This window comes from Flavobacterium ovatum, from assembly GCF_040703125.1.
Taxonomy (GTDB): Bacteria; Bacteroidota; Bacteroidia; order Flavobacteriales; family Flavobacteriaceae; genus Flavobacterium; species Flavobacterium ovatum.
On record NZ_CP160035.1, the window covers coordinates 1,882,524 to 1,903,324 of the forward strand.

The following is a 20,801-nucleotide window of genomic DNA, read 5'->3' on the forward strand; positions in this document are numbered from 1 at the left end:
AGTCACAAATAATAAGATATTCTGATACTAGGGTTTAGGAGTAATAAGTGTTATTTATTCAGGGGCTAATTTTCTTTTTTTTGTAATTCATCCTTGCAGACTTTAAGTCTGCCAACCAAATCTATGGACTTTAAGTCCATGGTTTAGTTGATGATTATCTTAGTGTCAAAACTACCTTGGTTAGTTTTTGTTTTCACAATATAAACACCAGAGCTTACTTTTTTAATAGGCAATTGAATGGTTTCTTGATTTGATTTGTCAATTTCCCAGGTTTTTATGATTTGGCCCAATGAATTAAATAATGTTACTTTTTTGACGATATCGTTTTCAATGTAATTATTAATATTTATGCTGTACGATTCTTTTGAAAAATAAATTTTGACACCTTCTTTTAGTGAGTTTTCTTCTGTACTTGGTAGGATATCTTTTTCAAATCGTAAACTAAATCGATTGGTATATTTTCCAGTTGGAAGCATAATTGAAAAACCACTAGTTCTTAAATCATGATATTGATCAGTCTCTTTGTCATAGATAAAAATGTTCAAGTCATTAGAGATGTTTTCTAAATTATCAATTTTAATTGTAGATAATCCCGCTTTTGAGATTGATATGCCTAAAGGAATTATTTGGTCATCTTCAAAATTAGGTACACCTTGAATAACAAATGGGCTATTTTTAATTATCCAATATAAATCATCATCATTCATATCAAACATGGGAGCATCATAACCTAAATCAAATTGCTGAGTAGTGTTTTTATCACTACCTACCAATAATTGTCGGTATTTGCCTGTAGCTGAATTATATCCAAGTCTTATTTTAGGTCTTAGATCAATTTTTATCTCATTTGATTCTTTTGTTTTTCCAGAAACACCAGGTTTCATAAATGTTGAATTATTATTTCCTTCTCTATAAAATGCACGTTGGTTATTTTTAAAAACTAATGGACCTCCTTGAACAGAAGTAGTACTTCCTATTATCGAAGTTTCCAAAGCTGCATCAACAAAGAATCCTTGAGCAACTGGAATATAACGCCCAGGAGCTTTGGTTCCTTGATTTCCACTTTGTGAGTTTAAATCACCATTCACTCTTGCAATTGTGCCCCCCATAAGAGTGTAGGTAGCGTAGCCTCCCTCATATTCCGCTAGAATATGATTCGCTGTTATTCCTAAATGATCCCAAAAATAAAGAGCGCCATTAAAGGTATTTGCTGTTCCTCTGCAAGTAGCACAATCTTTGAGGTTATCTTTTATAAACTCATCTGCATCTAGTGCTGAAGGATATGGGTTTCCTACTAAATAAGTTTGTTCCAGAGGTAAACCTAAGGTAATTGTTCCAGAGTTAGGTTTACCTGTAAATACATAATTTTGTGTAACGGTAAGAGGAGCAGTTCCTCCTGTTCCTTTCATAGTAAATCCTTCACCTGTATTTAAAGAACCATAATTATAGATGTGATTCCATAAGTAGTAATTTTGCAATTCAGAATTTGAAGCCAACGTTTTAGAATTGTAAGACCAGATCCAACGAGTACTAATTTTTATAGGACTTTCTACGGGGCCATCAGCAGCAAAAGCAGTTGTAACAAAACTTATATTTTTTGGACTTGAAGAAACTGTTCCGTCTTTTAAAACACCATTCAAAGTATAAGGCGAGTTATTTGCTGCACCTCTAATGCTTACAGGTGAAGTCCAATAGTTATAATTGAAACTATTTTTTTTGCCTTGTTGATCTCGTTCAATATACCCAGTACTAGTTTCTTCAAAAATGCTTTCACTATATTGAGTTGGATAGCTATAGTATCTTTTTTGAATCAATTGTGATTCCCCTATCAAGTCTATGAAGCCATTTAATTTTAAATAGTGTGTAATCCATAGCATATGTCCTGAATTTGTTTCATCTTGGATTCCTGGGGCGGTCACTATAAGTTCAGTGCCAGTATTCATGATAAAACCTAATAAGCTAATATCTTTATCATCATTATTTAAATTATTTGAATTAACAACAATATTCCAATCAATTGGGTCACCATTAACTCCCGTGCTGTTAGGGTAATCCCAAACACTACTTCCATATAACCATGGCGTTGTGGACGCCCCTCTGTCTTTCCAGTTTCCATTTCTAATAGTTGTATAAGGTAATGGTGCTGTTTCCTGCTGCGAGGTATTGATGTTAAATAATCTTCCGTCAACACCTTTGCCTGCAAAAGGTCTTAGATAACCACAATTAAGATCATCCATTCTATAGTAGCCTATTAAATTTGCCCACGTTAATCCGTTGACGTCTATTGGTATAATGGTACCACGCACCATTGCTCCATTAGAGTTTACTTCTTGATTCATCATTTGATGAAGTTGATCTTTATTTATGGCTGTATTCCATATGCGTATTTCATCAATCCAACCTTTATAATAATTTATGGGTTGATTTGGATTGCCGTTACGATCCATAGCTCCTAATAAACAGTTGTTGTTATTTGTTATAGGTGCACTACCTGTGGTTGAATTAACTTCGATTCCGTCTAAGTATAATTTATAAGTAGTACCGTCAAAAGTAACGGCTACATGATACCATCTAGAAGTGTTAATAGGATAAGGGGAAGATATATTACCTCCGTTATTCCAATTAAACGAAATGTAATTATTGCTATCTAATCTTAAATCGTAACCATTTGGACTACTTAAGTTATCACCATTTCGTTTGGTTAAAATTGATTTTATATTGTTAGGGGGTGTAGATTGTGGTTCTGGTTTAACCCAAACTCCGATAGAAAATGAACTAGATAAATTATAATTGTTTCTGAAATTTACAAAGTCATCTTGACCGTCGAAATCGATAACATTACAATTCGCTAAAGTTACTTGAACAAGGGCTTCACAAGTAGCTACTTTCCATTTAAGAGTGTAGGTTCCAGCGGCTCCAGTAAAAGTTGCTTTAGGATCATTTACATTAGGAGAAAAGTTTCCAATTCCACAAGCATTTCCGGGCCCGTTTACTATAGACCATGTTCCTCCTGCTTGTGTACCAGGATCGTCACTGAAATTGTCAAGATCGCGAGGATAGGATCCATTTGCTTTATTTTGTACAGCGGTTAAGCGGTTATCATAAGCATTCAATGAAGCGCTATTTCCTCCACAATTCCCAGGTATAGGAGTGATGTTAGTTCCAGCATAGGAGTAGTTCACTTTTACATCCGCAATGGCTGTTCCGTCAGGATCATAAGCTCTACAGCCATTAATAAGACTTGTTGCGCCATATTGATGAACGCCAGGTGAAGAGGGTACAAAGGTATAAGCAACATCAATTGTTCCTGAAGCCAATGGTGGTTCTCCTGGATCGCCTAATCCATCGGTCCATTCTAATTGGTCGCTATAGGGTCTTACAGGTATCGAAATATTATCAATGGCCCACGCACTTTCGTCAGTTGTACCAAAGAATGTCCATCTTACTCTCACACTATCATTCCCTATATAATTTGAAATGTCAAATGATGAATTGTCATTTTGAAAATTAAATTTAGTTACAGGTTTTCCATTATTTCCAGGAGCAACATAAGGATAAGGTACAGGGGCTCCATGTGTATCTCCCCAAGAAAGAGCATGCGGACTCGTTCCAATTAAGTCTTGTAGTGTAATAGTATAAGTTGTTCCACCGTCTAATGATAATTCTAGTTTAGCAATGTCACCAGCATGTAGATTAAAGGCTTGGTCAAAATCAACAGAAGCAGTTTGTAGACCTACTAAGCTGAAAATTGGAGTTTCTAATCTTGTTGGGTTTCCTGGGGGAAAGGCAGCCTTGTATCCAGCACTATTGTAATTACCATGTGCAATACCAAATTTAAAATCATTTGAATCATATTCAATTCTGTAATTGGTCCCTACCGGATGATTATTGGTTCCGGACCAATTGTTGAATTTAGTATTGTTACCTGAAGCAGTCCATTGAGCACCGGCAGTTTGTCCGTCTATTTTCCATTGGGTTGGATCCCATTTGTTAGGGAACTGGCCATTATTGAAATCTCCACCATCATCTACGTTTGAAGCGGAGTTATAGCCATTGTGAGCTATTAGAGTAACGGGGTCATTTAGACAAATAGTAAAATCATTTTGTTCCAAAATTGGAGGTACGTCAGGTGGTATGGCGTGTACGTTGACCATATTCGAATATCGTGTACAACTTCCAACTTGAACTAAAACACGGAATAAGGTTGATTTTGTATTTGTATAATTAAAGGTGATATTGTAGGAGTTCGTTGTGTTTGGAATTACTTCCCAACTTGTGTTCCCTGCTTCAAATTTTTCCCATTGAACAATAGTTCCAGTTTCTCCTGTAAGATCAATTTTAATTGGATTTGTATCATCTGGACAAGAGGTAATAGCAATGTTATCTGTAGCATCTGCAGTTGTGTATATGTCACTTAAGTATCCTTTTAGAGTACCACCTGAAATAGGAGGAGAGGTTAAAGTTAAATTTTGATTCTGAGTTTTAATATTCCCTTTTGCATCGGTATAAGTCCAAGTAATAACAGTTGTACCTTGTTTAGTGAACGGAAAACTAATATTAGGAACTCCGTTTAGAGTGCCAGAACAATTATCAGTTGCTGTTGGTGGGGTTAAACTATCTATTTGACAACCTGAAATATTGTTGTTTGGTAAGTTTGTCACATTAGGTACAGGTGCAGTGGTATCGTTTATTACTACTGATTGAGTTGCAATAGTCTCATTATTGCTACTGTCTTTAAATGACCAAACAATAGAGAAAGTTCCTTGATTTGTGAAAACGGTATTGTCACTGGTGGTTGCTGTTATAGTTCCGTCACAATTATCTGGTGTTGTCGGAGGAGGTACGGTTATGGAACATTGAGCATTTATACTGGTTAATGTTGGAACGTTAGGTTTTTGATTATCAATAACAGTAATTGTTTTTGTTCCAGTAGTAATATTTCCAGAATTATCAATTACCGTATAAGTAATAAGAGTAATACCTTTGTTAAAAGTATAGGTTCCAACTTGATTTGAAGTGGTTGACTTAGTAGTTGCTCCACCTAATGAATAAGTGAACGAAGTAACAGTGCAATTATCACTGTATATAGCATTTGTTACATTTACAGAAGCTGTACAAAGTCCTGTGGCTGTATTTGCAGATTGGTCTAATCCTGGTGCTAAACTTGGATTGATATTGTCTGTTACAGTTACAGTATACGAACAAGTTGCGAAATTGCCAGCCGCATCTTCAGCTCTGTACGTTACAGTAGTAGTTCCTAAATTAAAGGTTCTAGTACCAATATTGTTAATCCCTGTTGTAGCAGAAGCTCCTGTTGTAACTCCTGTTAAAGACCAAGTCAATTTGGTTACAGCACAATTATCTCCAGTAGTTGGATTTGGAGTGATCACACTAGCGGTACAGCTAGCAGCTCCTACATTTTGAGTAATGTTAGCAGGACAACTAATAGTTGGGTTTATATTATCAGTCACGGTTACAGTATAAGAACAAGTTGCAAAATTGCCAGCCGCATCTTCAGCTCTGTACGTTACAGTAGTAGTCCCTAAATTAAAGGTTCTAGTACCAATATTGTTAATCCCTGTTGCAACAGAAGATCCTGTTGTAACCCCTGTTAAAGACCAAGTTAATTTAGTTATAGCACAATTGTCAGCAGTAGTTGGGCTTGGAGTGATCACGCTAGCGGCACAATTACCAGCATCTACATTTTTAGATAGGTTCGCCGAGCAACTAATAGTTGGGTTTATGTTATCGGTTACTGTAACTGTGTAAAATGAAGTAGCAGTATTTCCAGCTGCATCAAAAACGTTGTAGGTAACTGTAGTAGTTCCTAGATTAAAAGAATATGTTCCAATGTTATTGATTCCTGTTGCAAGTGAATTAGCAGTAGTAGCACCGGTCATTGTCCAAGTTAGTTTGGTTACTGCACAATTATCACTAACAGTAGGACTGATTGTGGCAACTGATTTTGTACATGTACCTGCGGCTACTGTTGTTGTGATATTACTAGGGGGATTGATTGTAGGATTGATATTGTCTGTTACAGTTACAGTATACGAACAAGTTGCGAAATTGCCAGCCGCATCTTCAGCTCTGTACGTTACAGTAGTAGTTCCTAAATTAAAGGTTCTAGTACCAATATTGTTAATCCCTGTTGTAGCAGAAGCTCCTGTTGTAACTCCTGTTAAAGACCAAGTCAATTTGGTTACAGCACAATTATCTCCAGTAGTTGGATTTGGAGTGATCACGCTAGCGGTACAGCTAGCAGCTCCTACATTTTGAGTAATGTTAGCAGGACAACTAATAGTTGGGTTTATATTATCAGTCACGGTTACAGTATAAGAACAAGTTGCAAAATTGCCAGCCGCATCTTCAGCTCTGTACGTTACAGTAGTAGTTCCTAAATTAAAGGTTCTAGTACCAATATTGTTAATCCCTGTTGCAACAGAAGATCCTGTTGTAACCCCTGTTAAAGACCAAGTTAATTTAGTTACAGCACAATTGTCAGCAGTAGTTGGGCTTGGAGTGATCACGCTAGCGGCACAATTACCAGCATCTACATTTTGAGATAGGTTCGCCGAGCAACTAATAGTTGGGTTTATGTTATCGGTTACTGTAACTGTGTAAAATGAAGTAGCAGTATTTCCAGCTGCATCAAAAACGTTGTAGGTAACGGTAGTAGTTCCTAGATTAAAAGAATATGTTCCAATGTTATTGATTCCTGTTGCAAGTGAATTAGCAGTAGTAGCACCGGTCATTGTCCAAGTTAGTTTGGTTACTGCACAATTATCACTGACAGTAGGACTGATTGTGGCAACTGATTTTGTACATGTACCTGCGGCTACTGTTGTTGTGATATTACTAGGGGGATTGATTGTAGGATTGATATTGTCTGTTACAGTTACAGTATACGAACAAGTTGCAAAATTGCCAGCCGCATCTTCATCTCTGTACGTTACAGTAGTAGTTCCTAAATTAAAGGTTCTAGTACCAATATTGTTAATTCCTGTTGCTACAGAAGCTCCTGATGTAACCCCTGTTAAAGTCCAAGTCAATTTGGTTACAGTACAATTATCTCCAGTAGTTGGATTTGGAGTGATCACGCTAGCGGTACAGCTAGCAGCTCCTACATTTTGAGTAATGTTAGCAGGACAACTAATAGTTGGGTTTATATTATCAGTCACGGTTACAGTATAAGAACAAGTTGCAAAATTGCTAGCCGCATCTTCAGCTCTGTACGTTACAGTAGTAGTTCCTAAATTAAAGGTTCTAGTTCCAATATTATTAATTCCTGTTGTAGCAGAAGCTCCTGTTGTAACCCCTGTTAAAGTCCAAGTCAATTTGGTTACAGTACAATTATCTCCAGTAGTTGGATTTGGAGTGATCACGCTAGCGGTACAGCTAGCAGCTCCTACATTTTGAGTAATATTAGCAGGACAACTAATAGTTGGGTTTATATTGTCAGCCACGGTTACAGTATACGAACAAGTTGCAAAATTGCCAGCCGCATCTTCAGCTCTGTACGTTACAGTAGTAGTTCCTAAATTAAAGGTTCTAGTACCAATATTGTTAATCCCTGTTGCAACAGAAGATCCTGTTGTAACCCCTGTTAAAGACCAAGTCAATTTGGTTACAGCACAATTGTCAGCGCTAGTTGGATTTGGAGTGATTACACTAGCGGTACAGCTAGCAGCTCCTACATTTTGAGTAATGTTAGCAGGACAACTAATAGTTGGGTTTATATTATCAGTCACGGTTACAGTATAAGAACAAGTTGCAAAATTCCCAGCCGCATCTTCAGCTCTGTATGTTACAGTGGTTGCGCCTAAATTAAAAGTTTGAGTTCCAATATTATTAATTCCTGTTGTAGCAGAAGCTCCTGTTGTAACCCCTGTTAAAGTCCAAGTTAATTTGGTTACAGTACAATTATCTCCAGTAGTTGGATTTGGAGTGATTACACTAGCGGTACAGCTAGCAGCTCCTACATTTTGAGTAATGTTAGCAGGACAACTAATAGTTGGGTTTATATTGTCAGCCACGGTTACAGTATACGAACAAGTTGCAAAATTGCCAGCCGCATCTTCAGCTCTGTATGTTACAGTGGTTGCGCCTAAATTAAAAATTTGAGTCCCAATGTTATTAATTCCTGTTGCAGCAGAAGCCCCTGTTGTAACTCCTGTTAAAGACCAAGTCAATTTGGTTACAGCACAATTATCTCCAGTAGTTGGATTTGGAGTGATCACACTAGCGGTACAGCTAGCAGCTCCTACATTTTGAGTAATGTTAGCAGGACAACTAATAGTTGGGTTTATATTATCAGTCACGGTTACAGTATAAGAACAAGTTGCAAAATTCCCAGCCGCATCTTCAGCTCGGTACGTTACAGTGGTTGCGCCTAAATTAAAAGTTTGAGTTCCAATATTGTTAATTCCTGTTGTAGCAGAAGATCCTGTTGTAGCTCCCGTTAAAGTCCAAGTCAATTTGGTTACAGCACAATTATCTCCAGTAGTTGGATTTGGAGTGATCACACTAGCGGTACAGCTAGCAGCTCCTACATTTTGAGTAATGTTAGCAGGACAACTAATAGTTGGGTTTATATTATCAGTCACGGTTACAGTATAAGAACAAGTTGCAAAATTCCCAGCCGCATCTTCAGCTCGGTACGTTACAGTGGTTGCGCCTAAATTAAAAGTTTGAGTTCCAATATTGTTAATTCCTGTTGTAGCAGAAGATCCTGTTGTAGCTCCCGTTAAAGTCCAAGTCAATTTGGTTACAGCACAATTATCTCCAGTAGTTGGATTTGGAGTGATCACGCTAGCGGTACAGCTAGCAGCTCCTACATTTTGAGTAATGTTAGCAGGACAACTAATAGTTGGGTTTATATTATCAGTCACGGTTACAGTATACGAACAAGTTGCAAAATTGCCAGCCGCATCTTCAGCTCTGTATGTTACAGTGGTTGCGCCTAAATTAAAAATTTGAGTCCCAATGTTATTAATTCCTGTTGCAGCAGAAGCCCCTGTTGTAACTCCTGTTAAAGACCAAGTCAATTTGGTTACAGCACAATTGTCAGCGCTAGTTGGATTTGGAGTGATTACACTAGCGGTACAGCTAGCAGCTCCTACATTTTGAGTAATGTTAGCAGGACAACTAATAGTTGGGTTTATATTATCAGTCACGGTTACAGTATAAGAACAAGTTGCAAAATTCCCAGCCGCATCTTCAGCTCTGTATGTTACAGTGGTTGCGCCTAAATTAAAAGTTTGAGTTCCAATATTATTAATTCCTGTTGTAGCAGAAGCTCCTGTTGTAACCCCTGTTAAAGACCAAGTCAATTTGGTTACAGCACAATTATCTCCAGTAGTTGGATTTGGAGTGATCACGCTAGCGGTACAGCTAGCAGCTCCTACATTTTGAGTAATGTTAGCAGGACAACTAATAGTTGGGTTTATATTATCAGCCACGGTTACAGTATACGAACAAGTTGCAAAATTGCCAGCCGCATCTTCAGCTCTGTATGTTACAGTGGTTGCGCCTAAATTAAAAATTTGAGTCCCAATGTTATTAATTCCTGTTACAGCAGAAGCCCCTGTTGTAACTCCTGTTAAAGACCAAGTCAATTTGGTTACAGCACAATTATCTCCAGTAGTTGGATTTGGAGTGATCACGCTAGCGGTACAGCTAGCAGCTCCTACATTTTGAGTAATGTTAGCAGGACAACTAATAGTTGGGTTTATATTATCAGTCACGGTTACAGTATAAGAACAAGTTGCAAAATTGCCAGCCGCATCTTCATCTCTGTACGTTACAGTAGTAGTTCCTAAATTAAAGGTTCTAGTACCAATATTGTTAATTCCTGTTGCTACAGAAGCTCCTGATGTAACCCCTGTTAAAGTCCAAGTCAATTTGGTTACAGTACAATTATCTCCAGTAGTTGGATTTGGAGTGATCACGCTAGCGGTACAGCTAGCAGCTCCTACATTTTGAGTAATGTTAGCAGGACAACTAATAGTTGGGTTTATATTATCAGTCACGGTTACAGTATAAGAACAAGTTGCAAAATTGCTAGCCGCATCTTCAGCTCTGTACGTTACAGTAGTAGTTCCTAAATTAAAGGTTCTAGTTCCAATGTTATTAATTCCTGTTGCAGCAGAAGCCCCTGTTGTAACTCCTGTTAAAGACCAAGTCAATTTGGTTACAGCACAATTATCTCCAGTAGTTGGATTTGGAGTGATTACACTAGCGGTACAGCTAGCAGCTCCTACATTTTGAGTAATGTTAGCAGGACAACTAATAGTTGGGTTTATATTGTCAGCCACGGTTACAGTATACGAACAAGTTGCAAAATTGCCAGCCGCATCTTCAGCTCTGTATGTTACAGTGGTTGCGCCTAAATTAAAAATTTGAGTCCCAATGTTATTAATTCCTGTTGCAGCAGAAGCCCCTGTTGTAACTCCTGTTAAAGACCAAGTCAATTTGGTTACAGCACAATTATCTCCAGTAGTTGGATTTGGAGTGATCACACTAGCGGTACAGCTAGCAGCTCCTACATTTTGAGTAATGTTAGCAGGACAACTAATAGTTGGGTTTATATTGTCAGCCACGGTTACAGTATACGAACAAGTTGCAAAATTGCCAGCCGCATCTTCAGCTCTGTAAGTAATGGTGGTTATTCCTAAGTTAAAGGTTGTAGTACCAATATTGTTAATCCCTGTTGTAGCAGAAGCTCCTGTTGTAACCCCTGTTAAAGTCCAAGTTAATTTGGTTACAGTACAATTATCTCCAGTAGTTGGATTTGGAGTGATTACACTAGCGGTACAGCTAGCAGCTCCTACATTTTGAGTAATGTTAGTAGGACAACTAATAGTTGGGGTTTCAATATCTACCCCCACATTAATAGTTCTTGTTTCAATATTTGTCGCTAACGAAGCAGTTGTAACTTCCAATGAAACTAGATATTGCCCTATTATTAAAGGGCTAAATGAAGTTGCAGTTGTTTGAGAGCTATTAGTAAGGGTTCCTGAAGTTATTGTTGTAGTTGTACCATTCGGGTCTCTAAGGTTCCATTTATAGGTAACATTGGTTTCTGTTCCAGTATAGCCTCCCGTTAAATTAACAGTGGTACATGCGGAAGATGCAACGGGATCAGCTGCTGGATTTGTTATTTGCGCATTTACATTCCCTCCAGATGCAGCAACTTCACCGAATGTATAAACACTAGAGCCTCCACCTACACAAGCTGCATAACGTGTAGTTCCTATGTAAATCTCGTCGTTGTTATTGCATTGTCCCGTGAAATTACCTCCGTTTTCTAGAGTGATTACAGCTGAGGTGGGTAAATTTAATCTAACTTTAGTTAAATTAAAATTCAAAGCACCTCCGTTTATGTCTAAAGTTGTGGTTGATAATGTTATGGTATTAGGTGAGCCTGCAGGGCTGAGATTTAAAGTTCCATATACAATTACCTGGCCCATTGTGGTAGTGGTAAGATTGGTTGCAATAGTAATAATATCTCCAGTCAAAATAGTAACGGTATAAGAACCTGCATTCTGTCCAGGATAGACCGTAGCATTTACCCATGCAGAACCATTATAGGTTTCCCAAGATGCTATTGCAGTCCAATTGGTATTAGTCGGTGATTTTGAACGAAAATCACCAGTGACTTGACTATAGCTTATTAGAAAACTAAGAAAAAGAATAATTATTAAAAAGTATTTTTGTTTCATAATAGGCACTTATTAAAATATTCAATATTTACAGTAAATCTTTGAAGAATTGTAATGTTTACTGTACTAAGATGTTTTATATAATAGTGGTATTATTATTATTCTAAAATCAATAATTTTATTGAAGTTGAAATATTGACTCTTTTGGGGGTAAAGAGTTTGAAATTAGTAGGTTGTGTTATTTCAAATTTAACAAATTTAAATTTACTTTAACGCGTTAACTCTTTTTTTTCGATTAAAGACTTTTAACACCCGATTAAAGGGTTAATAGTTGTTATATTACTTAGTCTTTTAGACCTTTTATCTAGAAAAGGAGATTAAAGGTAAGGAAAATTATTTAAGTTTAATCAACAAAAAGTAATAAGAATCCGTTAAATGTTATAGTTTTTTTAATCCGTAAAAAGTTGATTACTAGTTTGTAAAATAAAAAAAGGTTTGTTCTGTGCTAAAGTGAGTTTCTTATTATTAATGAAGAACTATTTACAATTTGCTCCTTTTTACCATTTAAAATCATTTGGGCTAGAATTTTCCCCATTGCCTCAAAATTGGTAGAAATAGTAGTAATCCCATTTTCGACAATTTTTTTCAGAGGAGTCTCATTATAGGATACTACTCCAAAGTCTTTACCTATTAAAAAGCCCTGTGTTTTGGATTTTTCAATAACACTTACTAGGTCACGGTCATTTGGGATAACATAAACTTCACCTTTCACGATGTCTCTTTTTTTGAATTCTGTTATTACTTCGTAATCGAACTGGTAATCAGTACAAAATTTTTCAAATCCAATTTTCATTCCGACTGGTTCTCTAAAACCAGGAAAGATCATTACGAGTTTGTTGTACTTCTTTAATTTGTTTTTACCTTTTGACAGTCCGTCATAGATGTTTTTGGTGAAATTTTGATAGACGGCGGGGTAGGATTTCAGTTCTTCGTTAGTTTGATCTAAAATATAGACATCGTTAACTGGTAGGGTTTTTATAAAGGTGTGAACGTTTGGTAAACTGGTAGGCATAATGATATATTTAGTATAATTTCCATTAGCATCATTAATTAGTTTTTCAAAAACTTGGATATTAAAATGATGAAAAAAGATGTCCACTTGAACGTTTTTTCCGATATTCACCAAAATAGAATTGTATAAATCTTCCTTGAAAATATTTAATTCATCAAATAATAAAAAAATTTTTTGTTGGATGGTAACTTGGGTACTCTTTACATAGTAGCCTTTTCCTAGTATAGCGTAGATGATACCTCGTTTTTTTAGTTCGTCATAAGCCTGTAAAACGGTGTCTCTAGATAATGAAAATTCAAGGCATACTTTGTTGATAGAAGGGAGTTTATCGTCCTTTTTTAGGTTTCCGTTTTCAATTGTTTTTTCGATAGAAATAATAATCTGCTTATATTTAGGGATACCGGAATTATTTTCGATTGCTATTAGTTTCATATCAATACTTTTTTGCAATATAAAAAAAAACTGGTAGGTACTGGTGTGTAAGATTGAATTATTATCTTAAATTTGTTTTTCAGTATTTAATAAAAATAAAATGGAAATAAAACACATATCGCAATTTACGTCCAATTTCGTAATCAAATCATTTGGTTTAACTCCACAAGGACAAGTGGTTGATTCTTGTGAATTAACCAATAAAAAGGGAACTAAAATACAAGTAATAGCACTTGGAGCCACTTTAACTTCTTTACAAGTACCATTAAAAAACGGAAAAGTAGTAGATGTTGTTTTAGGTTTTGACAACTTGGAATCCTATATTAAATCCTTTGAAATAGATGGTGCTCCTTATTTTGGTGCTACCGTAGGACGTTATGCGGGTAGGATTAAAGATAGTGTTTTTGAACTAAATGGTAAAAAAATCCAATTGAGCACTAATAATTCAACGCATTCCTTACACGGCGGAATTGATAATTTTAGTAGAAAAGTTTGGACGATTAAAAATGTGAAAGCTGGTGAAAATCCATCTATTACTTTGACTTATTTAAGTCCATCTGGTGAAGAGAATTATCCAGGTGATTTGAACGTGGAACTTACTTATACTTTGACCGAAGAAAACGAATTAGTATTGGATTACACCGCTACTACAACTGAAGATACCGTAATCAATTTGACACATCATACTTATTTTAACCTTGACGGTCATGACGGTTCGGTTCTAAATCAAGAATTGCAATTGCCTTCTAATAAAACGGTGGAAATTACCAACGAAGGTGTGCCAACTGGAAAAATTATCGATGTTGCAAATACTGATTTTGATTTCACTACCACTAAATTTTGTCCTGCAAGTATTGACAATAGTTTCGTTATCGAAAATAATGAGGCCGTTGCAGCAACTTTGAAGAGCAGTAAAAATAACCTGAAAATGGAGGTAATTACTAATCAGCCTAGTGTACATATATATGTTGGTGGAAAAACAGCTACTGAATTAAAAAACAAATCAGGATTAGATTACCATTCTCAAAGTGGAATTTGTTTTGAAACTCAAAATTTCCCTGATGCACCCAATCAACCGCGGTTTCCTAATGCAGTTTTAAAGCCATTAGAAACGTACAAACAAAAAACCATTTATAAATTTCAAGAACTTTAGTTTTTGTAGTTTTATCAAATAGATTTTAAATTTTTAACTAACTTCAAATAGTACGATAATGAATGAGATTTTAATTAAAGACACTAAAGCGTTTTATCAAAAAACATTTAATGCACCCGCAGGAACGATAATTCTTTCTCCTGGAAGAATTAATATTATTGGGGAGCATATTGATTATAATGATGGATATGTTTTGCCTGCAGCGATTGATAAAATAATCTGTTTTGCTTTCGAAAAAAACAATACAAAAATTGCAAAAATTCACGCTATTGACTTAGATGAAAGTTTTGAAATTGACGTGACTTCAAAACAAGAACTTACAGATAGCGTTTGGACAAACTACCTTCGTGGTGTTTTGAATCAATTGCATCTAAAAGGGTATGCGCTTGAAGGTTTCAATTGTACTTTCAGCAGTAACATTCCATCAGGTTCTGGTTTATCTTCTTCTGCAGCTTTAGAATGTGGATTTTTATATGGAATCAATGAGTTATTTAATTTAGGTATCAAGCCAATCGATATTGCATTGATGGGACAAAGTGCTGAGCATTGGGTAGGGATCAATTGCGGTATTATGGACCAGTTTTCTAGCGTAATGGGATTAGAAGACAAGGTGATAAAAATTGACTGTAAAACTTTAGAGTACACGTATCACGATGCTAATTTTGTAGATTATTCTTTGATTTTATTTGATAGTAATGTAAAGCACTCTTTGTTTACATCTGAATACAATACGCGTCGTATAGAATGTGGTGAAGGTCTAGATATTATTAAAGCTAATTATCCAGAAATCACCAGTTTTAGAGATTGCGATGTGAATCATGTAACAAGCTTACAGTCTAAAATGACTGATAATGTGTACAGAAGAAGTTTGTATGTAGTTAAAGAAATTAAAAGAGTAATTCAAGCTTGTGTAGCACTAGATGGTGGAGATATTTTGACATTAGGGAAACTAATGTTCGAAACTCATGATGGATTATCTGTTAATTACGAAGTAAGTTGTGATGAGTTAGATTATTTAGTGGAGCTGGCAAAAGCAGAAGATACGGTAATTGGCTCAAGATTAATGGGTGGTGGTTTTGGAGGTTGCACCATTACATTGGTTAAAAAAGGAAGCGAAGAAGCTGTAAAAGCGAAATTCTCTAAGCTATACTTAGACAAATTTGGAATTGAATTAAAAATACATGACGTAAAAGTATCAAACGGTACATCACTTTATAAATAATAAAAAAATGAAAAATTTCGATATCAACGAAGATCCGCATAGAAGATATAATCCTTTAATTAACGAATGGGTACTGGTTTCTCCGCACAGAGCCAAAAGACCTTGGCAAGGACAAAAAGAATCAATTGCTAATGATGATAGACCTGAATACGATCCAGAATGTTATTTATGTCCAGGAAATGTAAGAGCTAACGGTGTTTCAAATGACAAATACGATAGTGCTTTTGTTTTTGAAAATGATTTTGCAGCTTTAAAACAAGAAGAAATTCTTTTTGAAGATAACGGAAGTGATACTTTCTTTAAAGCACGACCAGAAAGAGGAATTTCTAAAGTAGTTTGTTTTTCACCAAAACACAATTTGACATTGCCAGAAATGGATTTGGCTACTATTGAAGATGTAATCAAAACTTGGCAAAAAGAATATACAGAACTTGGAGCGGTTGAATATATCAACCACGTTCAAATTTTTGAAAACAAAGGAAGCGTGATGGGATGTAGTAATCCACACCCTCATGGCCAAATTTGGGCGCAATCATCATTGCCAACTCAAGTGGAGAAAACACAAAATAACCTAAAAGCATATTACGAAAAATTCGGAACTAATCTTTTGGTTGATTATTTAGAAAAAGAACTTTTGTTAGAAGAGCGCATCGTTGTTCAGAATGACCATTTTGTAGCGTTGGTTCCTTTTTGGGCAGTTTGGCCTTTTGAGACGATGATTATCAGTAAACGTCACGTGACTAAAATTACCGATTTTACAACAGATGAAGTAGCAGCTTATGCAGTAATTTTGAAAAAATTAACAGCAAAGTACGATAATCTTTTTGAAACATCTTTTCCGTATTCATCAGGTATTCACCAAGCGCCAACTGACGGTAAAGAACATCCAGAATGGCAATTTCACATGCATTTTTATCCACCATTGTTGCGTTCCGCTTCAGTGAAAAAATTCATGGTAGGATATGAGATGATGGGAGAGTCACAAAGAGATATTACAGCAGAGAAAAGTGCTCAAATGTTAAGAGACTTATCTGAGGTTCATTATAAATTAAAATAATTATGTAATCGCTTATCATCATTGGCAAGAAAATCCATTGATGATAGGCTTATTATGTATGACTGTTAAAAAACAATAAAAATAAAAATATGAAAATATTAGTAACAGGAGGTTTAGGGTTTATTGGTTCGCATACTGTAGTAGAATTGCAAAATGAAGGGTATGAGGTGGTTATTATTGATAATCTATCTAATTCAACTGAAGATGTTATTAAAGGAATCGTTGCTATTACTGGAAAAACACCCATTTTTGAAAAATTAGATTTAAGAGAAAAGGCTTCTGTTCAAAGTTTTTTTGAAAAATACACGGATATCAGTGGTGTAATTCACTTTGCTGCTTCAAAAGCAGTTGGAGAAAGTGTAACTAACCCATTGTTGTATTATGAAAACAACATTGCATCACTAGTATATTTGTTGCAAGAATTACAGAAAAAAGAGGAAGCTAATTTTATTTTCAGTTCTTCTTGTACTGTTTATGGTCAAGCAGATGTAATGCCTATTGATGAAAATGCAGCGATTAAACCAGCGATGTCTCCTTATGGAAATACCAAACAAATTGGTGAAGAGGTAATTACAGATGTTTCTAAAGTAAGTGGGATTAGTGCTATTTTGTTGCGTTATTTTAACCCAATTGGGGCGCATCCTTCTGGGGAAATTGGAGAATTGCCAATTGGAGTTCCTCAAAATTTAGTGCCATTTATTACTCAAACCGGAATAGGTTTGCGTAAAGAATTAATGGTGTATGGTGATGATTACCCTACTCCTGATGGAACTTGTATTCGTGATTATATTCATGTTGTTGATTTGGCCAAAGCTCATGTGGTGGCCTTGCAACGTTTGTTGAATAAGAAAAATGCAGAAAAAATAGAAATATTTAACTTAGGATCTGGAGTAGGAAGTTCTGTGCTTGAGGTGATTAAGAGTTTTGAAAAAACAAGTAAAAAACCATTTCCTTACAAAATTGTTGACAGACGTGAAGGTGATGTTACCATGGCTTATGCAAGTACAGATAAAGCAAACAATGTTTTAGGCTGGAAAACGAAATCAACACTTGACGAAGCTATAGATAGTGCTTGGAAATGGGAAACTAAAATTAGAAGTATTAAATAGTTTTCATTCAATTATAGTTTGAAATCTTCATTAAAATAAATTAAATTTCTTAATAATACAGAAAGTTTTTTTGTATTATTGCACGTTATATCATTGTTTTTTTTTGATTAATGTGTTTTTATTTTAAAAAAGATACATAATTAATAAATATGTTGAAATAAAATTGTGATTGTTACAGGGAAATAGGGTAAAGAAGAATCTTAATTAAAGAACTAAAATTGAACTAAATATATATTAAACTAAAAAACTAAAAAAAAATTATGGAGACAGGATTCGGATTTATTGATTATGCAGTCTTTACAGCTTATGCTGTATTGATCTTAGGCGTTGGACTATGGGTTTCCCGAGACAAAGAGGGAGAACAAAAAAATGCAGAAGATTATTTCTTGGCGAGTAAATCGTTACCATGGTGGGCTATTGGTTCGTCATTGATAGCTGCAAATATTTCTGCAGAACAATTTATCGGAATGTCTGGTTCTGGTTTTGCATTAGGATTAGCAATCGCTTCTTATGAGTGGATGGCTGCTTTTACCTTAATCATTGTAGGTAAGTATTTCTTGCCTATTTTCATCGAAAAAGGAATCTATACTATTCCAGAATTTGTTGAAAAACGTTTTTCGACTAATCTTAAAACAATCCTTGCTGTTTTCTGGATTGCATTATATGTATTTGTTAACCTTACTACCGTTTTGTACTTAGGAGGTTTAGCTATCGAGACTATTTTGGGTGTTGATATGATGTACGCTATTATCGGTTTAGCACTTTTCTCTGCGGCTTACTCTTTATACGGAGGTTTATCAGCAGTAGCTTGGACAGATGTTATTCAAGTAATTTTCCTTGTATTAGGAGGATTAGTGACTACTTATTTAGCTTTAGATACAGTTTCTGATGGTGCAGGTATGTGGGAAGGAATGAAAACTGTTTATAACGCTGCTCCAGATCGTTTTGTTATGATTTTGGATGAATCAAATCCTGAATACATGAACTTACCTGGTATTGGTGTTTTAGTAGGAGGACTTTGGGTAGCGAATATTTACTATTGGGGTTTCAACCAATATATTATTCAAAGAACTTTGGCTGCTAAATCATTACGTGAGGCTCAAAAAGGAATTATATTAGCTGCATTCTTAAAATTATTAATTCCTTTTATCGTTGTAATTCCTGGAATTGCTGCTTATGTAATGGTAAATGATCCTGAAATCATGGCTAGATTAGGAGCTTCAGCTATGGAAAACTTACCAGGTGTAGGTACTGCAGATAGAGCGTATCCATGGTTGTTACATTTCTTACCAGCTGGATTAAAAGGATTGGCTTTTGCTGCTCTTGCTGCTGCAATTGTATCTTCTTTGGCTTCTATGTTGAATTCAACTTCAACAATCTTTACAATGGATATTTACAAACAATATATTAATCCAACTGCTAGTGATAAAACTACTGTAAACGTAGGTCGTATTTCTGGTGCTGTTGCCTTGGTTATTGCTGCAATAACAGCTCCGCTTTTAGGAGGTATTGATCAAGCATTCCAATTTATTCAAGAGTATACTGGAATTGTAAGTCCAGGTATTTTAGGGGTATTTTTACTAGGTTTGTTTTGGAAAAAAACAACTAATAAGGCCGCAATTTGGGGAGCTTTAGTTTCTATTCCAATTGCTTTATTCTTTAAAATTGGACCAAAAGGATGGATTGAAGGGGATATGTTTCCAACTTTACCATGGATGGATCAAATGGGATACACTACATTGTTAACTATGGTAGTGATTGCTATTATAAGTTTGACACAAAATAAAGGTGAAAATGATTCCAAAGGAATTCCTTTGAGTAAAGAGTTTTTCAAAACAGGTCCATTATTCAATATCGGTTCGTTTATTATTTTGATATTAATAGCGGCAGCTTATGCGTTTTTCTGGAAATAAGAAAAATAATTTTTCATAATAAAAGGTCTTCTTGGATGTATTTCTAAGGAGACCTTTTTTTTTATGTCATTGTTTTGGTAAGCTATAAATAATTGTATTGTTTTATATTGATGTATTTAGATTTTTTATATATTTGTGCAGTACGGTACAGTACGGTATGGTTTGTAATATAGTATTTAAGGTGTAAATGAAGATAAATTTTAATATAGAGCAGAATAGTGATATCCCCAAATACCAACAGTTGGTGGATGCTATTAAGAATGCGATTGCTCAAAAGGAATTAATTATCGGTGCCGAATTGCCATCCGTAACTGCGGTGAGTAAGTCGTGTCAGCTTTCTAGAGACACTGTTTTTAAAGCTTATCTAATTCTTAAAGACCAAGGAGTAATTGATTCGGTACCCAGTAAAGGGTATTATGTTACGGGAGAAACTAGGAAAGTGCTGTTGGTTCTAGATACTTTCAAATCGTATAAAGAAGTGTTGTATCATTCGTTCATTAATAATTTACCAGATAATTTTATTACAGATGTTCAATTTCATCATTATAACATAGATAATTTCAAAACCATTATTCAAAATAGTGTTGGGAAATATTTTAAGTATGTGGTGATGCCGTTTGATGATGTAGAAGTTCCTGAAGTTTTGGGAGGTCTTCCGTCGGATAAATTGTTGTGGATAGACTGGAATATTCATTCGAAAACTGATGATAATTATGTCTTTCAGGATTTTGGTCAGTCTTTTTATAATGCTTTAGTAGAAGCCAAAGAGCAATTACAAAAATACGAATCCGTTCATTTTGTTTTTCCTAGTTATACGAATCATCCCAAAGAAACTGAAACGTTTTTTAGAAAATTTGTTAGTGATTTTAATATGGATTTTCAGGTGGTGACAGAAACAAAGAATTGGAAAATCAATAAAAACACCGCTTATATAAGTGTAAGTGATCGTTTTTTGGGTCAGTTTTTAGAGCAATGTCAAGAGCTCAATTATGAGCCGGGCAAAGACGTTGGCTTTCTGTCGTATAACGAAACACCAATGAAGAAATTTATATACAAAGGAATCTCTGTGATTTCCACAGATTTCAAAGCTTTGGGGACATTAGGAGCTCAATTTGTAATGAGCAATGAATCCATGCAGCAATACGTACCAACAAAATTAACCATTAGAGAATCACTATAA

The 20,801-nt window shown here is 35.3% G+C and carries 8 protein-coding genes; 6 read left to right on the forward strand and 2 right to left on the reverse strand.

Annotation, left to right across the window (positions count from 1 at the left end):
* Positions 1-143: 143 nt before the first annotated feature.
* Positions 144-11,723, reverse strand: a complete 11,580-nt coding sequence (locus tag ABZP37_RS08040) for an HYR domain-containing protein (protein WP_366187132.1) — start codon at positions 11,721-11,723, stop codon at positions 144-146.
* A gap of 445 nt (positions 11,724-12,168) precedes the next feature.
* On the reverse strand, positions 12,169-13,167 hold the full coding sequence (locus ABZP37_RS08045; RefSeq protein ID WP_366187134.1) for a GntR family transcriptional regulator: 999 nt from the start codon (positions 13,165-13,167) through the stop codon (positions 12,169-12,171).
* Positions 13,168-13,267: 100 nt separating this feature from the next.
* Here ABZP37_RS08045 and ABZP37_RS08050 point away from each other — a divergent pair, with 100 nt between their 5' ends.
* The 6 genes from ABZP37_RS08050 (at position 13,268) to ABZP37_RS08075 (ending at position 20,801) form a co-directional block, all read left to right on the forward strand.
* Positions 13,268-14,320, forward strand: coding sequence for an aldose epimerase family protein (locus ABZP37_RS08050; protein ID WP_366187136.1), 1,053 nt, complete (start codon positions 13,268-13,270; stop codon positions 14,318-14,320).
* Between the two features lie 58 nt (positions 14,321-14,378).
* Positions 14,379-15,542, forward strand: a complete 1,164-nt coding sequence (gene galK, locus ABZP37_RS08055; RefSeq protein WP_366187137.1) for a galactokinase — start codon at positions 14,379-14,381, stop codon at positions 15,540-15,542.
* A gap of 7 nt (positions 15,543-15,549) precedes the next feature.
* The gene (locus tag ABZP37_RS08060; RefSeq protein WP_366187139.1) at positions 15,550-16,599 is read left to right on the forward strand and encodes a UDP-glucose--hexose-1-phosphate uridylyltransferase; all 1,050 of its coding nucleotides are present in this window, start codon (positions 15,550-15,552) and stop codon (positions 16,597-16,599) included.
* Positions 16,600-16,688: 89 nt separating this feature from the next.
* Positions 16,689-17,708, forward strand: coding sequence for a UDP-glucose 4-epimerase GalE (gene galE / locus ABZP37_RS08065; protein ID WP_366187141.1), 1,020 nt, complete (start codon positions 16,689-16,691; stop codon positions 17,706-17,708).
* Between the two features lie 260 nt (positions 17,709-17,968).
* Positions 17,969-19,621 carry a sodium/sugar symporter gene (locus ABZP37_RS08070; protein WP_366187143.1) on the forward strand — a complete coding sequence of 551 codons (1,653 nt, stop codon included), beginning with the start codon at positions 17,969-17,971 and terminating at the stop codon, positions 19,619-19,621.
* Between the two features lie 187 nt (positions 19,622-19,808).
* The gene (locus ABZP37_RS08075; protein WP_366187145.1) at positions 19,809-20,801 is read left to right on the forward strand and encodes a GntR family transcriptional regulator; all 993 of its coding nucleotides are present in this window, start codon (positions 19,809-19,811) and stop codon (positions 20,799-20,801) included.

What these genes read in the sequence shown, in the direction of transcription:
- ABZP37_RS08060 (WP_366187139.1), top strand. Translation starts at nt 15,550, where the DNA reads ATGAAAAATTTCGATATCAACGAAGATCCGCATAGAAGATATAATCCT.
- ABZP37_RS08070 (WP_366187143.1), top strand. Translation starts at nt 17,969, where the DNA reads ATGGAGACAGGATTCGGATTTATTGATTATGCAGTCTTTACAGCTTAT.
- ABZP37_RS08050 (WP_366187136.1), top strand. Translation starts at nt 13,268, where the DNA reads ATGGAAATAAAACACATATCGCAATTTACGTCCAATTTCGTAATCAAA.
- galE (WP_366187141.1), top strand. Translation starts at nt 16,689, where the DNA reads ATGAAAATATTAGTAACAGGAGGTTTAGGGTTTATTGGTTCGCATACT.
- ABZP37_RS08075 (WP_366187145.1), top strand. Translation starts at nt 19,809, where the DNA reads ATGAAGATAAATTTTAATATAGAGCAGAATAGTGATATCCCCAAATAC.
- ABZP37_RS08040 (WP_366187132.1), bottom strand. Translation starts at nt 11,723, where the DNA reads ATGAAACAAAAATACTTTTTAATAATTATTCTTTTTCTTAGTTTTCTA.
- ABZP37_RS08045 (WP_366187134.1), bottom strand. Translation starts at nt 13,167, where the DNA reads ATGAAACTAATAGCAATCGAAAATAATTCCGGTATCCCTAAATATAAG.
- galK (WP_366187137.1), top strand. Translation starts at nt 14,379, where the DNA reads ATGAATGAGATTTTAATTAAAGACACTAAAGCGTTTTATCAAAAAACA.